Below are 16,440 nucleotides of genomic sequence, written 5' to 3'. Positions count from 1 at the left end.
CTCCAAATATTATGCCACAAGCATAACGCAAGGAACGGGACAAAGCTATTGATTCTATGCCGAAATTTTTGTACTTTTCAGCATGGATGATCCGCCGCCGCTTCCCCCGCTTCGGGTGTGCTTGCGGCTCCGCTTGCCTCCCCAGACGCTGCCGGCCCCCATTGCGAAGGTCGGAATGCCCGCGGCGACAATCGTCAGCGCCCAGTCCCGGAAGCCGAGCGGCACGGTCTTGAAGACCGGCTGGAGGGCCGGAATATACATGACGGCCAACATCAGGAGGACGGACGACAGGACGGCAAGGACCAGGTAGCGGTTCTGGAACGGATTCCGGTGAAAGACGGAGCGCGAGCTCCGGCAGTCGAACACATGGATCAGCTGGGCCATGACCAGCGTGGCGAAGGCAACCGACTGCGCCTGAACAAGCTTCGCCGGATCATTCGGCGCACCGCGCAGGGTTAGCCAGAAGGCTGCCAATGTGCACAGGCCGATGAGCAGACCGCGGCTGATGATCTTCCAGCCGAGCCGGCGGGCGAAGATGTTCTCTTTCGCACCGCGGGGCTTGTGCTCCATGAGATCCTTCTCGGGCTGATCTACCCCGAGCGCCATTGCGGGAAGGCCGTCCGTCACGAGGTTGACCCAGAGAATCTGGATCGGCACGAGCGGCAGCGGAAGGCCGATCAGCATGGCGAAGAACATGGTCAGGATTTCCCCGACATTCGAAGCCAGCAGGTACCGGATAAATTTGCGGATATTCTCGTAAATGCTCCGCCCTTCCTCGATCGCCGCAACGATCGTGGAGAAGTTGTCGTCGCCCAGGATGAGCGCCGACGCCTCCTTGGTCACGTCGGTGCCCGTGATGCCCATTGCAATTCCGATGTCGGCCGCCTTGATGGCCGGGGCGTCGTTGACGCCGTCGCCTGTCATTGCGACGACATGGCCCTTGCGCTGCAGCGACTTCACGATGCGCAGCTTGTGCTCAGGCGAGACACGGGCATAGACACAGACGTCATCCGAGACCTTGTCGAGCGCATCGTCGTCCATACGTGTCAGCTGGCTGCCTGTCAGCACCTTGCCTCCGCGCTGCAGAATGCCGAGCTGATGGGCGATTGCTTCGGCCGTGGTGCCATGGTCGCCGGTGATCATCACCGTCTTAATGCCCGCCCGGCGGGTGATGCTGATAGCATCCCGGACCTCGCGCCGCGGCGGGTCGATCATCCCGGCCAAACCGGCGAATATCAGCTGGCTCTCGGCGTCCTTGTCCGAATCGGGCAGCTCTCCGGTTCTTATATCTCGGTATGCCAGACCGAGCACGCGCAGCGCGTCCGATGCCATCGCTTCGTTGGCGTCGAGCGCTTTTTGCCGCAGCGTGGGCGTGCAGGGGACGACCTGGCCTTCCCACAGCATATAGGCGCAGCGGCTCAGCAGCACATCCGGCGCTCCCTTTGTGCAGACGGTGCGTCCGCCCGCATGGCTGACGATGACGGACATCAGCTTGCGCTCGGAATCGAACGGAAACTCCTTATCCCGTGTATAGGAAGCGGACAAAGATGAAGTAGTCAGACCCATTTTGGCCGCGAGGGTGACGAGCGCGCCTTCCGTCGGATCGCCCTTTAGCTCCCAGACCTGAGTTCCGGAAGGCACCGTCTCCGAACGCTCCTCCTTGCCCTTGCCTTTCCCTTTCTTCTTGGCCTGCCCCTGAGCAGCAGCTGTCTCGTAAATCTCGGCGTTGTTGCACAAGGCGCCGATCTGCAGGAGCCGGCGTAGACTGGGATCATGCTTCATATCCGCCGGCTTGCCCTTGTCCAGCACCGCCCCTGTCGGTGCGTAGCCCTCTCCTGTGACCTCCAGCGCGCGTCCGCCGTTCCAGACCCGGGTTACCGTCATCTTGTTCTGGGTCAGCGTCCCCGTCTTGTCGGAGCAGATGACCGATGCGCAGCCCAGCGTCTCGACCGAAGGAAGCTTCCGGACGATCGCATTGCGCTTGATCATCCGCTGGACGCCCAGCGCCAATGCGATCGTAACGATGGCAGGCAGTCCTTCCGGGATGGCTGCCACCGCCAGGCTGACGCCCGCCAGGAACATCGAGACGGCCGGCTGGCCGTGCAGAATGCCCGCAAGTACGACGACCACGGTGAGCGCCAGCGATAAATAAATCAGGATTTTGCCGAGCTGCTCCAGGCGGCGCTGAAGCGGCGTCTCCTGGGAATCGGTGTTCTGGATCAGATCGGCGATTGTGCCCATCTCCGTGTCCATGCCGGTGCGGACGACAATGGCCCGCCCGGTCCCGCGAGTGACCATCGTGCCCATGAAGCCGATGTTCTTCTGATCGCCGACCGGCACCTCTTCGGCGGGAATAGGGTCAGCGTGCTTCGAGACCGGCAGCGACTCCCCGGTCAGCGCCGATTCCTCGCAGGTCAGCGCGCTGCATTCCAGCCAGCGGACGTCGGCCGGTACCCGGTCTCCGCTCTCGAGCAGGACGATATCGCCTGGCACAAGCCGGCTGGCCGGGATATGCTCCACCGTTCCGTCGCGCAGCGCTTTGGCGGAAGGCGCCGACAACTGCTTGAGCGCCCGCAGCGACCGCTCCGCCCGAAATTCCTGAACGAAGCCAAGAATGCCGTTCAGCACGATGATGGCGACGATCGTGATAGCGTCCAGGTATTCACCCAGAAGTCCCGATACCAGCGTCGCTCCCATGAGCACAAGGACCATGAAATCCTTGAACTGGTTGAGCAGAATCGTAAGCGGTGAAATCCGTTCCCCTTCCGACAATTCATTGGGGCCGTGCTCCTTGAGTCTGGCTTCAGCCTCCTCCGGCCCAAGCCCCCGCTGCGGCGACACCGCAAATGTCTTCAGCAGCTCCTCGCTGCTGAGCCTGTGCCAACTTTTTTGTTCCATGACTCTCCATTCCCCTCCCGGTCGTTTATGGCTTCCGGCGGCAACTAGTGCTTATCCAACCGTTCATGACCAAGTGTATTCAGGGTCGTCCCGAATTATCACCGCCGGGCGGACAGACCGGGGCTTTGGACGGAAAGACGAAAGTATGGCATCATAGAGGGGATAGAACTAAACCTTACCTGACAGGAGAATCGCAATCATGGCACTTGACGGCATCGTGACCCGGGCGATCGTATCCGAGCTTCAGGCCATCGTCGGCCAACGGATCAGCAAAATTTATCAGCCCGGTGATCATGATCTTGTTTTTACACTTAGAGGGGCGGGCGGAGGCGGCAAACTGATTTTGTCGGCCAATCCGACCTATCCCCGCGTTCACTTTACGGATCGGAGCACCCCGAATCCCCCGGAAGCGCCGATGTTCTGCATGCTGATGCGCAAGCACTGCGAAGGAGGCGTCATTGAAGCCGTCACGCAGGTCGGGATGGAGCGCATCATTTATATCGATATCCGGCAGCGCGACGAGCTTGGAGATCTTTCATCCAAAAAAATCATCATCGAACTCATGGGCCGCCACAGCAACATTATCTTGACGGACAGCATGGCGGGCACCATCATAGACGGCATTCATCATGTAACTCCCGCTATCAGCAGCTATCGGATCGTCATGCCCGGCTTCGCCTACACCCAGCCGCCGGAGCAGCACAAGCGCAGTCCGCTTGAGATCACAGCGAGCGAATTCATCGAAATCTGTCTTGATGCGGAAAATAATACGGCCGAACCGGCCTCTCCGGACGATACGGAATCCCCTCAGCCGGAGCCCAAGCGTCCTTCCAAGGACCCTGTCGGCTGGATCGTCGAGACCTTCAGCGGCGTCAGCCCGCTGATCGCCCAGGAAATCGTCCATCGGGCGCATGCTGAACGGAATAGCGAAGCTGCAGATGTTGAATCAGTCGTATCCCCGGCTGAGTCCGGTTTTGGAAGAACCCGGGCCCAGGAGCTGGCAGCCGCCTTCGAATCGATAATGGAGCCGGTTCGCTCCGGCCGCTTCGCTCCGGTGATCGGCACGAATGCGAAGGGGAAGCTGATATTCTCGGCGATTCCGCTTACGATGCTGGAAGGCACGGTGAAGCATTACGAGTCGATCAGTACCTGCATGGAGGATTATTTCGGCGACAAGGGCGAGCGCGACACCGTCAAGCAGAAGGTGAGCGACCTCATCCGCTTCCTCACCAACGAGCGGAGCAAGAACGTCAAGAAACTGGACAATCTGAACAGTGATCTGGACGAAGCGGCTGATGCCGAGGAATACCGGATCAAGGGCGAGCTGCTGTTTGCTTCACTGCACACGCTGTCCAAAGGAGACAAGGAAGCAAGACTGACCAACTACTACGACGAAGAACAGAGCGTAGTCGCCATTTCGCTTGATCCGCTGCTGTCTCCGTCCGACAATGCGCAGCGCTATTTCAAGAAGTACAACAAATACAAGAACAGCCTGACGGTTATTGAAGAGCAGCTGGAGAAGACCCGGGAGGAGATTTCGTACGTGGAGAGCCTGCTTCAGCAGCTGGATCACGCGTCCCTTAATGATATCGAGGAGATCCGGGAAGAGCTCGTCGCCGGCGGCTACCTGCGCGAGCGCGGCAAGAAGGGCAAGAAGAAAAAGAAGCCAACCCGTCCCACGCTTCAGGTCTTCACTTCATCCGAAGGCGTGGAAATCTATGTCGGCAAAAACAATCTGCAGAACGAGTATTTGACGAACCGGTTGTCCGGTCCCAATGACACCTGGCTTCATACGAAGGATATTCCCGGCTCTCACGTTGTGATCCGAAGCGAGAAGTTCAGCGAAGCGACTCTCAATGAAGCCGCTCAACTGGCTGCTTATTTCAGCCAGGCCAAGCATTCCAGCGGTGTACCAGTCGATACGACACTGATCCGGCATGTCCGCAAGCCGAGCGGCTCGAAGCCCGGCTTCGTCATTTACGACCATCAGCGGACGCTGTTTATCACCCCTGACGAATCGGTGGTCAAGGGTCTGTCCAGTACGCTCAAGAACTGAGCAGGACAGTCACAGGGTGCTGTCTATTAGCTGCATAACGAGGTATTAGCGATTAGCGTACTCCTATCCTCCCGATTGTACATCAAGCAGGGTTCACTCCGTCCTGCTGTCCCGTGTATCACAAGAACCTCCGGCTCTCGTTCCGAGCCGGAGGTTCTTGTATGATCTATTTCTTTTTTCATCCGCTGTCCGCATCAATCCAATGACTGCATTCTGCCATCAGATAAGCCCCACATCAAGGCTTCAGCTTGTCCAGTACCCCGGCGTCAACCGTCACGCTGCCAAGATCGCCGTGAAAGATCACGCCGTTCCGCGCTCCGTGGAAGTCCGAGCCGCCGGTGACCAGCAGGCCGAACTCTTCGGCAAGCCTCAGATACCGTTCAACATCGGCAGAGCTGTGGTCCGAATGGTAGGCCTCGATGCCTGCGAACCCGCCGGACGACAAAATTTGCCGGACAAGGTCATCGTCACCGTACAGTCCCGGATGCGCCAGCACCGCCCGTCCCTTCGCTTCGCCGATCCAGCGGCATGCCTCTTCCGGAGTAATACGCGGAGGCGACACGAAGGCCGGCGCGCCTTCGGCCAAAAATTTGTCGAACGCATCCCGCATGTCATGTGCCGCTCCAAGCCGGACGAGCTCGTCGGCGATATGCGGTCTGCCGACGCTCTCCCCCTGCTTCATCTCCCGGCCGATCCCCTTCACGACCGATTCCATCGTGATACCGATGCCGAAGCTTTGCAATTTGGCGATAATCGCTTCATTGCGCGCCGTACGGGTGTCGCGAAGCGAAGCAAGCCGTTCCAGCAGCAGTCCGTTCTCGTAGTCGATGTAATAGCCGAGCACATGAATATCTTTTTCGCCAGCACGGGTGCTGATTTCGACGCCGGGGACTACCGTAATGCCGTATTGCTTCCCGGCAGCCAGTGCTTCGCTCAGCCCGGCAACCGTATCGTGGTCCGTGATGGCGACTGCGCTCAAGTTCCGTTCTTTGGCAATCCGCACATTCTCCGCCGGAGTCTGCATGCCGTCCGAGGCGAAGGTATGACTATGCAGATCACAGCGTCCCGGAGCTTGCGGCTGTATGCTGCTTCCAGCTTGTTCCGTCACAATTGTTCAACTCCATTTCGCGTCAAGGACAAGGATTCCCACTCTTCCCGGAGAATGCCCATCTTGATCGCATCGTAATATTCTCCCCGGACGATCCGGGCCATGCGCACGCGGGCCTCTTCCTTCATGCCGCATCTGGCAGCCAGACGCATCATGCGCTCGTTGCCAGACCAGGTTCCGATGCCAAGCCGGACAGTGTCCAGCTCCGTGAACAAATAGTGCATCCACATCCGGAACGCTTCCGTTCCGTATCCTCCGGACCAATAGGCTGAATCATAGATCACGATGCCGATTTCGAACCAGTTCGTAACCTCCGAAACCCAGTATCGACCGACTGTCCCTTTAACCTTGCCGTCGATTTCGATTATTAGCCTGCTTCGGGGCTGATTCGTCCGGGTGGTAAACAGCAGATGCTCGTAATCTTTGGCAAAATCCTTCAGACTGACCCAGCTCAGCTCCTGATATGGCCCGTTCCAGTTAAGATGCTCCCGGTCCGGAGATTCATGGTAATGGTAATATAGCTCCGGAATATCAGCTTCCGTGATATCCCGCAGAATAACCCGTTCTCCCCGCAAATGAACTGCCACTTCCCGATCACCTTCGCTTTCTTGATTATTCACCGGCATGCTGCCGTAGAAAGTTCAGAAACGTGACCGCATGAATGGGCAGCAGCGTGGATTTCAGCCGGATGGCATAGAACTGTCTTTTGAAAGACGCATCGGAGATATTGATAATTTTCAGCAGACCCAGCGCAGCCTCATGCCGCACTGTGGACGGAGACAGCATTGTGATGCCGAGGCCCGCCTCCACCGCCGACTTGACTGCGCCCGTGCTGCCCAGCTCCATCACTACTTGAAGTCCTCCAAGATCGATCCCCCGGTCAAGCACCTGTTCCTCCATCACACGCCGCGTCCCCGAGCCCTGCTCCCTGAGTACAAAGGGATATTCCAGCGCCTCTGCGAGCGTAACCTGGCTTCTGTCGGCAAGCGGGTGACTGTCCGGCACGATCAGCTTCAGCTCATCCTCCATAACGGATTCGATTTCCATGTCGGGATGGCTGACCTCGGCTTCAATCAAGCCGAAAGTAAGCTGATGCTTCGTAATCTCTTCCATAATCTGAGTCGTGTTCATGATCTTCAGCATAACCGAGATATTCGGATAGGCTTTGCCGAAAGGCGCCAGAAGTCTTGGCAGCACATATTCGCCGATCGTAAGACTGGAACCGAGCAGCAGACGGCCCTCCAGCATATGGGTATACGCCGCCATCGCCTGGTCGGTCTGCCGCATCAGCTCAAGGCTCCGCACCGCAAAGGGCAGCAGTGTACGGCCTGCGTCGGATAATACGATTTTCTTGGTGGACCGGTTAAACAGCTTGGCACCGAAGTAATCCTCCAGCGCCTGCACCTGCATGGTCACGGCGGGCTGGGTCATATGCAGCGCCTGCGCCGCGGCGGAGAAGCTGCCCTTCTCGGATACCGTATAGAAAATATGCAGTTGATGAAAATTCAATGTGTACACTCCTGTTATTCATGACGGATTTGGTAAAAAGACATGCAGCTATGGCCGCATGCCTCCTTCGTTCGTTCAAACCGGACAGAAGCTATCTCCGCTTTCTGCCGGTCTGCATGAGGGTAACCCGCCTTGTGCTGCGCTGCCTTGCATAATAACTGCTCAGGTCACGCAGCTCAATGTTCTCCGACATTCTGCCCAGAAATGTTACGACAATCAGCCGGTACAGCGGATTTCCGTACAGATCGGCCTCCCCTTGCAGCGCCACGATCCGGGCCGCCATGACGAGGTCATTGTCCACCAGATACATTTCCGGCTCTTCCGGCGAATACAGGCGGACCCGCTTCTGCTTGAGGCACTGCCACAGCCAGAACGCAATGTCCTTGCCGGACTGTCCTGTTCCCGCGCCTCGGTCATCATACCTTCCACTTGCGTGGGACGTAATCACCACATCGGCGATGCGGTACCCGTCCAGCATCACATAGAAGGGCTCTTGCAGATCCCATTTATGGGTCTCCTTATCGCGCATAGTCATCACACTCCACCGTAAAAGGGTCTTGGCGCGCATGTATTGATGCCATCTTACCACCAGCAGCGCATATTATACAAGCCTTCGGACCCTGCTGCTCATGGCTTTCCGGTCTTTGCGGCTTCCCCGGACACATGAGCCGTACTCTATGAAAATCCACCTTTGATAGATGACACAGGGTCACAAAAAAAGGAAGGGATTCCTCAAAAGAATCCCTTCCCTGATGCCTTCTAAGCCGCGTCCAGCAGGAGCTGCCGGAGCTATAATCCGTAATACCGGGTCTTGTCCGGCCCATTGCTCGAATATTCCGTTTTGAGCTCATTCCGGTAGGAACGCTCGATCTTGCGGACGTAAGACAGTCTGCGAACATTCTTCATAACTTCCTCGGCACGGTCTGCGTTGACGTAAATCACCGCATAGTGCATTTTACGCGAGATGTAGTGCAGCGTCCCGTATTTCTCCAAATTGCGCGCAGCCTTTACATCGCTGACCCAGATGATATATCCGGTGCGTTCTGCAAACATGTCCTTCTCCGCCTTTCTCTCTCGTGAGTTTCCTTATTGGCGCATCAGCCGCAGGAGCACTTCCCGCCGCTGCCGCAGCCGCTCTTCGGCAGGGGATCATTGCCCGGAACCTTAATGGTGTCGGATACCGCGAATGCGATCGTCTCCGACATGGAATGAAGCATATCGTCCAGCGCTTTCTCCGCCAGTTTGAATCTCTTGACCTCGTCATAGGCGTCGATCTCCGCCTCAACTGCGGCAACCTCATCCTTGGCCGCATGATAATTCGGGTGAAAATGCCCGAAGCGCTGCGTCTCCTCGAACAAGTCCTTCTTCCGCTGAAGCTTGGCGACCAGTCTTTGAATCTCGGAATGAGCGGCGACCCGCTCCTTCCAGTATAGATAATCCGCCACTTCGGCGGACTGGTTAATCATATCGCCCAATTCATAGGCGTATGTCAGCACTTCGGCCATATCGACCGTATTATATTCCGCTACGCTCATGAATGTCATCTCAACTTTCGTCCGAAATGTTCCGCTTTTTTGAAGTGGACTATTCTATCATACCACAAGCCCCGCCCGAAGAAGAAGAGGTCATTCCGGGAAAAGACGGAACAATCAGCGCGATCTCCTCCCATTCCTCGCCGGTAAGCATCCCTTCACTCGGCATATCGCCGGGAGCGTCTAACCAATAACCGGTTACCTCCCATGCGCCCCGCTGCAGGGACTCGGGGATGAATTCCCGCTGAAGGCCGTTTACGGTCAGACTGACTTTGGTCCCCCATTCAAGCGCCTGTTCCATTACCTTGCGGGCGGTGGAGATATGGTATTTCTGTCCCTTATGGAACCACGAGGAGGGCACACGCTCATAATCGGGCCACAATACCGCTGGCGCAGCCAGAGCAGGCGGCGGCGTTGGCTGGAGTCCGAACAGATCATCCTCGCTGTACCACAGGCCTGCGCCGGACGGAGATCGAAACGGTTCTTCACCGGATAAAATAGCCTCGCCGTAGAGAAGTTCTGGTTCCGGCAAACAAATCGCAAGGTCACTATCACCTTTCGCAAGAGCATAATCCTCCGCTTCCTCTGGCGCCGGAGCAGCAGGCTCAAAGGGCTCATACAGGATGTGCAGACTTCCTTCCACATCTGATGAATCGCCTGTCGCTCCACTTTCCAGGCCTTCAATCGGCGCCATGCCCGCCGTGGCAAGCTCCTTGCGGACCTTCGCCGCCCAGCCGGGTCGTACTGCGAAATGGCGGGAGCCCAGCCGCTCAAGACCCTCCTTCAGCCGGGGATGTCCGTCGACCGCATCGGCATCCTGCTCCGTCCGGCAGGCGAGTAGAAGCGCCTCGCCAAGTGAGGTACGCCCGATGCCAAGGCTCCACTGCCTTAGCGCAGCACTCACCGATGACGGCAGCTTGCCTCCCGACATGCGCTCCAGCCATCCGGCAATTCTCCCGGGCTCCATCCCCCTCTTCGCCGCCTGCTCCAGCTGCTCCCGGGTGAGCCGGAAGCTCCACATTCCTTCCGCCAGCACCAGCTCGGCGAAGCAAGCAAGACTCCAGCGGATTCGGAAGGATGCCTCCTCCTGGACAAGAACCTCAAGATCCGGCTGGACAATCAGGCTGGGACCTGGGGACAAACGGGCGTCCCCCTGAAGAGGTCCGGTCCCCCTGTCCCGGGATATCACGGATTCCCTATTCGCCGGATTGATATCCGACGGTTTGGCATTTGTCCAGCGAAAGACAAGCTCCCCCGACACATCGTCCAGTTCGCACAAGCCATACCCGGCAAGGGCGCGCAGCCACGCGGAGGCGGAAATCTCAAGCGCGGCGGAATCATCCGTCTTCATAAGCCCTATTTCTCTCATTCCGCCGATGATTTCCTGCACACTGTACCAGGTTCCGGGACGATAGCCAGGCGACAGAATCAGGCGCCGGAAATGCCTGCTGGCAGGCGACAAATCGCCGTACCGCCGGGATATCGCGCGGTAAAGCACGGCCGACATGGACCGTTCATCCAGTCCAAGCCAGTCATCCACCCTGGACGGATCAGGAACAAGTGCGGCATCGCCGCGAACCAGAAGTTCAAGATGAAGCAGAAGGTCCACCATAAACACGGCTGTTAACGGATAATCGGCCGGGTAAGGAGAGAAGATCCCAAGCTCCCGCAACGGCTCATCGCTCCATTTGATCCCGTCCGCAAGGCGGAGCGCCGCTCTTCTATGTATCAACCCCTTGCCGGTAACCGGCAGAGCCTCATCAGCCACAAGCCGCAGAGCGCAGAAGACTGCCGCCGCAGCTCCCCCGCCGCTTGTCTGAAGATCAAACATCGGTTCAAAGTGTTCATTTAGTGACGAATCACCGATGCCTGCTCCCATTGGGAACAAGTGCGGCAACAGACTCTCATAAATCTCTGGCGGCAGCCGGAATTTCCGCGCTCCGCCGACCTGGCTTGACGCCGTAACATATCCGGCCCGCCACAGTTCGTCAAATGCCAGCCGGAATTCGGTGGCTGGCATCCATCGAGGGCGCAGTTTGTCCCGTCCGCCTTCCTGAAACGGTCTGTCCGCCTGCACTGCACAGATGCGCGCCAGCACGTCGCGGGCCGGGCCGGATACCATGGGGAGTCCGCAAGTTGACGCCATGTGTCCCGTGGTTTCTTCGCCATTTAAGGAAAGCGAAAGGTTAAAGGGTCTCATTTCGCTCCATAGCCTCCCTTTGTATCATAACTCCATCTACATTAAAGTCTCCGTCTTTATCTTCATCGAAGCCCTCGTCTTCAACCGGGAATGGATTCATTAGCCCGCCCGTCTCGTACCGGATCTCCGAATACGCATAGCCCTGTTCCAGCAGGAATAGTCTGCGGCGGAGCGCAAATTCCTTCTCCCTGCTGTCATCCGTCACGACCGTGTAGAAGAAGGCCGTATTATCTCCGGATTTGGGCCGCAGAATGCGGCCCAGCCGCTGCGCTTCCTCCTGTCTCGAGCCAAAGGCGCCAGACACCTCAATCAGCACGGATGCGTCGGGAAGATTGACCGCGAAATTGGCGACTTTGGACAGAACGAGCACCCGGATTTTCCCCTCGTTAAATTCCTGATATAGCTTCATACGCTCTTTCTGGGGTGTCCGGCCAGTAAGCAGCGGAGCCGAGACGGCATCGGCCAGCACCTCCAACTGATCCAGGTATTGGCCGATGATCAGGACCGGCGCCCCGGAATGGCGTTTCAGGATAGCGGCCACAGCTTCCGTCTTGACGGGATTGGTTGAAGCGAGCCGGAACTTCTCCCTGATTCCCGTGTACAGGTAAGTCTCCCTCAACTTCCGCTGCAAGGGCACCGCAACCTCAAAGCAACGTACCTTTGCAATCCAGCCTTCCTCCTCCAGCATCCGCCAGGCACAGTCATAACGTTTCGGTCCGATCAGCGAGAACACATCCTCTTCCCGCCCATCCTCCCTGACCAGCGTCGCAGTCAGCCCCACTCTCCGCGTAGCCTGAATCCCGGCAGTAGCACGGAAGACCGGCGCCGGAAGCAGATGCACCTCATCGTACACAATCAATCCCCAATTCCGCTCCTTGAACAGCTTCATATGCTGAAAGCCGCCCTCTTTGGTCGAGCGGTGCGTCAGCATTTGATAAGTGGCCACAGTCACCGGTCTTACACTCCGGCGCTCTCCCGTATATTCACCGATATCCTCGGACGCCAGGGTTGTCCGGCTGCGCAGCTCCTCCGTCCACTGCATAACCGAAGTGGTGTTGGAAGTCAGGATCAAAGTCTCGCACTTCAGTCCCTCCATCACCGCTATGCCGACAACCGTCTTTCCGGAGCCGCAGGGAAGCACGATTACACCGCTCTCGCCGGAAGCGCTGAGCGCTTCCGCAGCTTCACGCTGGTAGTCCCGCAGGCGGAAGGAGACATCCTCCCCCCTCCAGCGGACATCGAGCGGCTGTCCCTCCTGACAGCCGGCCTGATCCCGGACGGGATAGCCTGCGGCGGCCAGTCCCTGCTTCAGGCGTCCCCGCTCTTCTGCCGGTCCCGTCATCTCCAGGGAGCCGGAACGTGTAAAGCCGCAAGTGGAGGTAATCTCCTCCGCTTCCAGCTTATCCAGAAGCGCGGTTGTCCCTGCCGTGAGAACAAGCCGCCCGTCGCCCACGGCAGCCTGAAGGGTAAGCGTGCCGAACTTTAACATCGTCTCCTTCATCCACCGGGACATTCCGGCCGGCATTGAGCCGCCGCACAGATCTTCAAGCCGATTCACGGCTGTTCCCGCATCCATTCCGAGCGAGGCCGCGTTCCACAGCGTCAGCGGCGTGATGCGGTAGGTATGATACATGGGCGGAGTTTTGACCAGCTCCGCAATCTGAAGCAGCAATTCCCGGGCTGCCTCGGCATTCGGGTGACCGCATTCCAGCAGAACCGTCCGATCGGAGCGGACGAGGCAGGGCCCTTGCAGCATTTCTCTCATTCCTTCCGGCTCTCAAATTTGTGAGTGTTGTGAATGCTGAAGATGCACATATGGAAAAAGCTCATCCCGCAAGCGGGAATGAGCTGATGGGGATAATAGCGGCTTAATGCAGCCGGTGCTGCTCGGAAATATCGCTCAAGGCATCTCCGGCATTATCGGCATAAATGTTGCGTACGGCCAAGTCGCCAAGCGATACGACGCCGATGAGCTTGTCTCCGTCGGTTACGGGCAGGCGGCGGATTTGCTGCTCGGCCATGAGCTCGGCCGCTTCATCGACCTCCATGTACTGGGTAGCGCAGCGGATGCCGGTTGTCATGACATTCTCGATCGAAGTCGAGCCCGAATGCTTCTCTGCATATCCGCGAACTACGAGGTCGCGGTCCGTTACAACACCGATAAGCGTATGCCCGTCGGAGAAGTCCACAACCGGAATAAAGCCGGTATCATGATCACGCATCTTCACGGCTGCTTCATAAATATTGTCCTGCAGCGTAACGGTTGCCGGCTGGGTCGTCATTACTTCCTGAACTGTCTTCTTCAAGAGAAAAACCCTCCTTTTCGCATTAAGGAACGGCCTGCGCAGAGGCAGACGGCGCTCTTTCGTACGATAAGTAGGGTTCTCCTGTTGAAGCTTAATTATTCGCCTAGCTCTTCCTTCAGCCGCGAATCCGTCATCGCAACCAAAAGCTTCAGTCCGTATATCAAGGCGTCCTCGTCAAAATCGAATTTCGCATGGTGATGCGGATAGATCGCATTCTTCGCCGGGTTGCCCGCTCCCACGAACATGAAGCAGCCGGGAATTTGCCGGACATAATAAGCGAAATCCTCCGCCGGCATCAGCTTCTCCATCATCTCGACCTTGACCTCGCCGCCAAGCGCAGCCGGAGCCTCCCGGAAGAACCGGGCGGTCTCGCCCTCGTGGTTCTCCAGCGGAGGGTAGCCCATCATGTAGTCGATTTTGTACTCCGCCCCGTAAGCCGCCGTAACCGAGGCGGTCATCGTCTCAATCCGGCTTCTGAGCATCTGACGGGTGCTGTCATCAAAAGTGCGTACCGTGCCGGTGATCCGGCATTTCTCGGCAACGACGTTCTGGGCATATCCGCCCTGTATCGTGCCTACATTGAGGACCGCCGGCTGAAGCGGGTCAACCGAGCGGCTGACGATGCTGTGAAGCTGCGTCACCAGGGCCGCTCCGGCCGCGATGCTGTCGATCGTCCGGTGTGGCGTTCCGGCATGCCCGCCGCGCCCGATAATGTCGATGAAGAATTCATCGGCTGAAGCCATCAGCGGCCCCGGAGCGCTTGCCACTGTTCCGAATGGCAGAGGCGTCCATAGATGGAGTCCGTATACGGCGTCTGCGCCGTCCAGGACCCCCTCATCGATCATGCCGAGTGCTCCTCCCGGGCAAACCTCTTCAGCCGGCTGGAACAGGAAGCGGATCTCGCCCGCCAGTTCTTCCCTCCGGCTGCTGTAGTACTTCGCGGCTGCGAGCAGGATCGACGTATGCCCGTCATGACCGCAGGCATGCATCACGCCGCTACGGGCTGAGCGGTATTCGCATTCTTTCTCGTCCTGGATCGGCAGTGCGTCCATATCGGCGCGTAATACGACCGTACCGCCCGGCCGGTTCCCTTTCAAAATTCCGGTGAGCCCGAAGCCCCCTGTGCTTCGTCTGACTTCGATCCCGAAGCTCTCCAGCTTGCCGGCTACAAAATCAGCCGTCTCCCGCTCCTGATAGGACAACTCCGGATTCCGGTGCAGATGGCGGCGCCATTCCACCATATCGGTCTGCAGCGATTCGATCGGTTTCCGTTCCATACATATCCATTCCCTTCGCTAGTGCCGCCGCAACTCTCCTATTCGCGGCAGTTTCTTCCTTGTATTGTAGCAGAAATGAGGAGAAAGAGGTATGCCGGCCTGCCTTAAGCCTTGCACAGCCTTTCCAAACATACTATCATGAGGAAGAAAAGGCATTAGAATCTTCCGTACCGGCTATCGTTACAAAATGAGACGGGCGGATTTATTTTTGAGCTGAAACAGCTTCTGGAGGCGTGTGAATCTACATATGATGAAGTCAAATAATGAAAGCCCGCCTTCCAAAGGCGCGCCCGATTTTCAACTGTTAATCCTAACACTGCTGCTTGTCGGTTTTGGACTGATTATGGTATTCAGCTCCAGTTCAAGTCTATTCTTCAAGAATGATGCCTTGTATTTCTTAAAAAGACAGCTCATATGGGCAGGCCTCGGCTGCTTCGTTATGTTCACAGTGATGAATATCCCTTACAGCAGATTCAAGAAGTGGTACGCCCCGCTGTTTCTGATTACGCTCGCCCTGCTGCTGTTTGTCGCTACGGCCGAACGTGTTAACGGCGCGAGCAGCTGGATGAACATCGGCGGCCTCGGCATTCAGCCTACAGAGCTTGCCAAAATATCGATCATCCTGTACTTGTCGGCCCTCATCAGCAAGAAGGGGGAGCGTCTTCGAGATTTGCGGTCCGGCTACATTCCCGTCATGGTGATCGTTGGCGTCGTCGCCGGTCTGATCATGCTGCAGCCTGACCTCGGTTCCTGCCTCATTCTGGTGGCGACGAGCGGGCTGGTCATTTTCGCCGGGGGAGCCAGCCTCAAGCATATTCTGGCATCCGTCGGCCTGGTGATTCTCGGGTTCGGACTTGTATTCGGCGGCAAAATGGCGATTGATTCTCTTTCCTCTCATCCGCAGCAGGCTCAAGTGGAACAGGACTACCGCCAGGGACGCATCCAGGCGTTTATCAACCCTTTTCAGGATGCTGAGGGGGCGGGGTATAACATTATTCAATCCCTGACCGCGCTTGGAGAAGGAGGGGTAGGCGGAGCCGGCATCGGCAAAGGGATACAGAAGCTCTACTACCTGCCTTACCCGTATACGGACTTTATCTTTTCAGTCATCGGCGAAGAACTCGGATTTGTCGGAACACTGTTATTCCTTCTGGTGTATTTATACTTTATATGGCGGGGTATTCTTGTGGCTCTAAGGTGCAAGGATTCGTTCGGAACACTCGTCGGCATCGGCATTATGGGAATGATCGCCATCCAGGCGTTCGTCAACATCGGCGGTGTAACCAAAACGATTCCACTGACAGGAGTTACCCTTCCTTTCATCAGCTACGGCGGCTCGTCCCTGCTCGTCTCCATGCTGTCGATGGGTATCCTGCTGAATATCTCCCGCGGAAGCGCACGGCCTGTCAAGGAAGAGCATGTGAAGTCAGTCCGGATTACAGGCCCGGAAGCGCGAAGTGCGGGTTCTCTGAGAGGATAGCATGCCGTGATCGTCTAACGTGGTAATCCCCAAAAAAGGATGCCCTCCCAATCGGAAGGACATCCTTTTTGTTA

General features: G+C 57.4%; 13 protein-coding genes. 2 read left to right on the top strand and 11 right to left on the bottom strand.

What is annotated here, in order from left to right; translation table 11 throughout:
- Positions 1 to 54: 54 nt before the first annotated feature.
- Complete coding sequence (locus KIH86_RS19310; protein ID WP_223088261.1) at positions 55 to 2,898, bottom strand: calcium-translocating P-type ATPase, SERCA-type; 2,844 nt, start codon at positions 2,896 to 2,898, stop codon at positions 55 to 57.
- A 199-nt stretch (positions 2,899 to 3,097) separates the two neighbouring features.
- On the opposite strand from KIH86_RS19310, the gene KIH86_RS19305 reads away from it, so the two are divergent.
- A complete protein-coding gene (locus KIH86_RS19305) occupies positions 3,098 to 4,954 on the top strand; it encodes an Rqc2 family fibronectin-binding protein (protein ID WP_223088263.1) in 1,857 nt (618 codons plus the stop codon).
- A 235-nt stretch (positions 4,955 to 5,189) separates the two neighbouring features.
- Here the strand turns inward: KIH86_RS19305 and KIH86_RS19300 are convergent, their stop codons facing one another.
- From KIH86_RS19300 to KIH86_RS19255, 10 genes are all read right to left on the bottom strand, one after another.
- A complete protein-coding gene (locus KIH86_RS19300) occupies positions 5,190 to 6,062 on the bottom strand; it encodes a PHP domain-containing protein (protein ID WP_268964203.1) in 873 nt (290 codons plus the stop codon).
- Positions 6,059 to 6,649 carry a GNAT family N-acetyltransferase gene (locus tag KIH86_RS19295; RefSeq protein WP_223088266.1) on the bottom strand — a complete coding sequence of 197 codons (591 nt, stop codon included), beginning with the start codon at positions 6,647 to 6,649 and terminating at the stop codon, positions 6,059 to 6,061. The genes KIH86_RS19300 and KIH86_RS19295 overlap by 4 nt, the downstream gene beginning before the upstream one ends.
- Before the next feature lie 25 nt (positions 6,650 to 6,674).
- The gene (locus KIH86_RS19290) at positions 6,675 to 7,571 is read right to left on the bottom strand and encodes a selenium metabolism-associated LysR family transcriptional regulator (RefSeq protein WP_223088268.1); all 897 of its coding nucleotides are present in this window, start codon (positions 7,569 to 7,571) and stop codon (positions 6,675 to 6,677) included.
- Between the two features lie 91 nt (positions 7,572 to 7,662).
- Complete coding sequence (locus KIH86_RS19285; RefSeq protein WP_223088271.1) at positions 7,663 to 8,100, bottom strand: hypothetical protein; 438 nt, start codon at positions 8,098 to 8,100, stop codon at positions 7,663 to 7,665.
- 260 nt (positions 8,101 to 8,360) lie between these two features.
- A complete protein-coding gene (locus KIH86_RS19280; RefSeq protein WP_223088274.1) occupies positions 8,361 to 8,624 on the bottom strand; it encodes a YlbG family protein in 264 nt (87 codons plus the stop codon).
- A gap of 44 nt (positions 8,625 to 8,668) precedes the next feature.
- Positions 8,669 to 9,106 (bottom strand): YlbF family regulator, encoded by a 438-nt coding sequence (locus tag KIH86_RS19275; RefSeq protein WP_223088275.1) that lies wholly within the window; start codon positions 9,104 to 9,106, stop codon positions 8,669 to 8,671.
- A gap of 49 nt (positions 9,107 to 9,155) precedes the next feature.
- The gene (locus KIH86_RS19270; RefSeq protein WP_223088277.1) at positions 9,156 to 11,303 is read right to left on the bottom strand and encodes a helicase-associated domain-containing protein; all 2,148 of its coding nucleotides are present in this window, start codon (positions 11,301 to 11,303) and stop codon (positions 9,156 to 9,158) included.
- A complete protein-coding gene (locus KIH86_RS19265; RefSeq protein ID WP_235775491.1) occupies positions 11,290 to 13,068 on the bottom strand; it encodes a DNA repair helicase XPB in 1,779 nt (592 codons plus the stop codon). The genes KIH86_RS19270 and KIH86_RS19265 overlap by 14 nt, the downstream gene beginning before the upstream one ends.
- Positions 13,069 to 13,171: 103 nt before the next feature.
- Positions 13,172 to 13,585: a CBS domain-containing protein gene (locus KIH86_RS19260; RefSeq protein WP_223088405.1), complete on the bottom strand. Its 414-nt coding sequence runs from the start codon at positions 13,583 to 13,585 to the stop codon at positions 13,172 to 13,174.
- Positions 13,586 to 13,704: 119 nt separating this feature from the next.
- Complete coding sequence (locus tag KIH86_RS19255) at positions 13,705 to 14,886, bottom strand: amidohydrolase (RefSeq protein WP_223088279.1); 1,182 nt, start codon at positions 14,884 to 14,886, stop codon at positions 13,705 to 13,707.
- Between the two features lie 250 nt (positions 14,887 to 15,136).
- Between KIH86_RS19255 and ftsW the strand changes: the two genes are divergently transcribed.
- Positions 15,137 to 16,366 (top strand): putative lipid II flippase FtsW, encoded by a 1,230-nt coding sequence (gene ftsW / locus KIH86_RS19250; RefSeq protein ID WP_223088408.1) that lies wholly within the window; start codon positions 15,137 to 15,139, stop codon positions 16,364 to 16,366.
- The last annotated feature ends 74 nt before the right edge of the window (positions 16,367 to 16,440 follow it).

The sequence above is a fragment of the Paenibacillus sinensis genome (genome assembly GCF_019904155.1).
In the GTDB taxonomy this organism is placed as follows: domain Bacteria; phylum Bacillota; class Bacilli; order Paenibacillales; family Paenibacillaceae; genus Paenibacillus_AQ; species Paenibacillus_AQ sinensis.
The sequence above is the reverse complement of the archived record's forward strand: the minus strand, read 5'-3'. Positions and strand labels throughout refer to the sequence as shown.

Bases quoted from the DNA above. Each gene is read 5' to 3' on its own strand.
- KIH86_RS19310 (WP_223088261.1), bottom strand. From the start codon at position 2,898: ATGGAACAAAAAAGTTGGCACAGGCTCAGCAGCGAGGAGCTGCTGAAG.
- KIH86_RS19305 (WP_223088263.1), top strand. From the start codon at position 3,098: ATGGCACTTGACGGCATCGTGACCCGGGCGATCGTATCCGAGCTTCAG.
- KIH86_RS19285 (WP_223088271.1), bottom strand. From the start codon at position 8,100: ATGCGCGATAAGGAGACCCATAAATGGGATCTGCAAGAGCCCTTCTAT.
- KIH86_RS19280 (WP_223088274.1), bottom strand. From the start codon at position 8,624: ATGTTTGCAGAACGCACCGGATATATCATCTGGGTCAGCGATGTAAAG.
- KIH86_RS19275 (WP_223088275.1), bottom strand. From the start codon at position 9,106: ATGAGCGTAGCGGAATATAATACGGTCGATATGGCCGAAGTGCTGACA.
- KIH86_RS19270 (WP_223088277.1), bottom strand. From the start codon at position 11,303: ATGAGACCCTTTAACCTTTCGCTTTCCTTAAATGGCGAAGAAACCACG.
- KIH86_RS19265 (WP_235775491.1), bottom strand. From the start codon at position 13,068: ATGAGAGAAATGCTGCAAGGGCCCTGCCTCGTCCGCTCCGATCGGACG.
- KIH86_RS19260 (WP_223088405.1), bottom strand. From the start codon at position 13,585: ATGACGACCCAGCCGGCAACCGTTACGCTGCAGGACAATATTTATGAA.
- KIH86_RS19255 (WP_223088279.1), bottom strand. From the start codon at position 14,886: ATGGAACGGAAACCGATCGAATCGCTGCAGACCGATATGGTGGAATGG.
- ftsW (WP_223088408.1), top strand. From the start codon at position 15,137: ATGAAGTCAAATAATGAAAGCCCGCCTTCCAAAGGCGCGCCCGATTTT.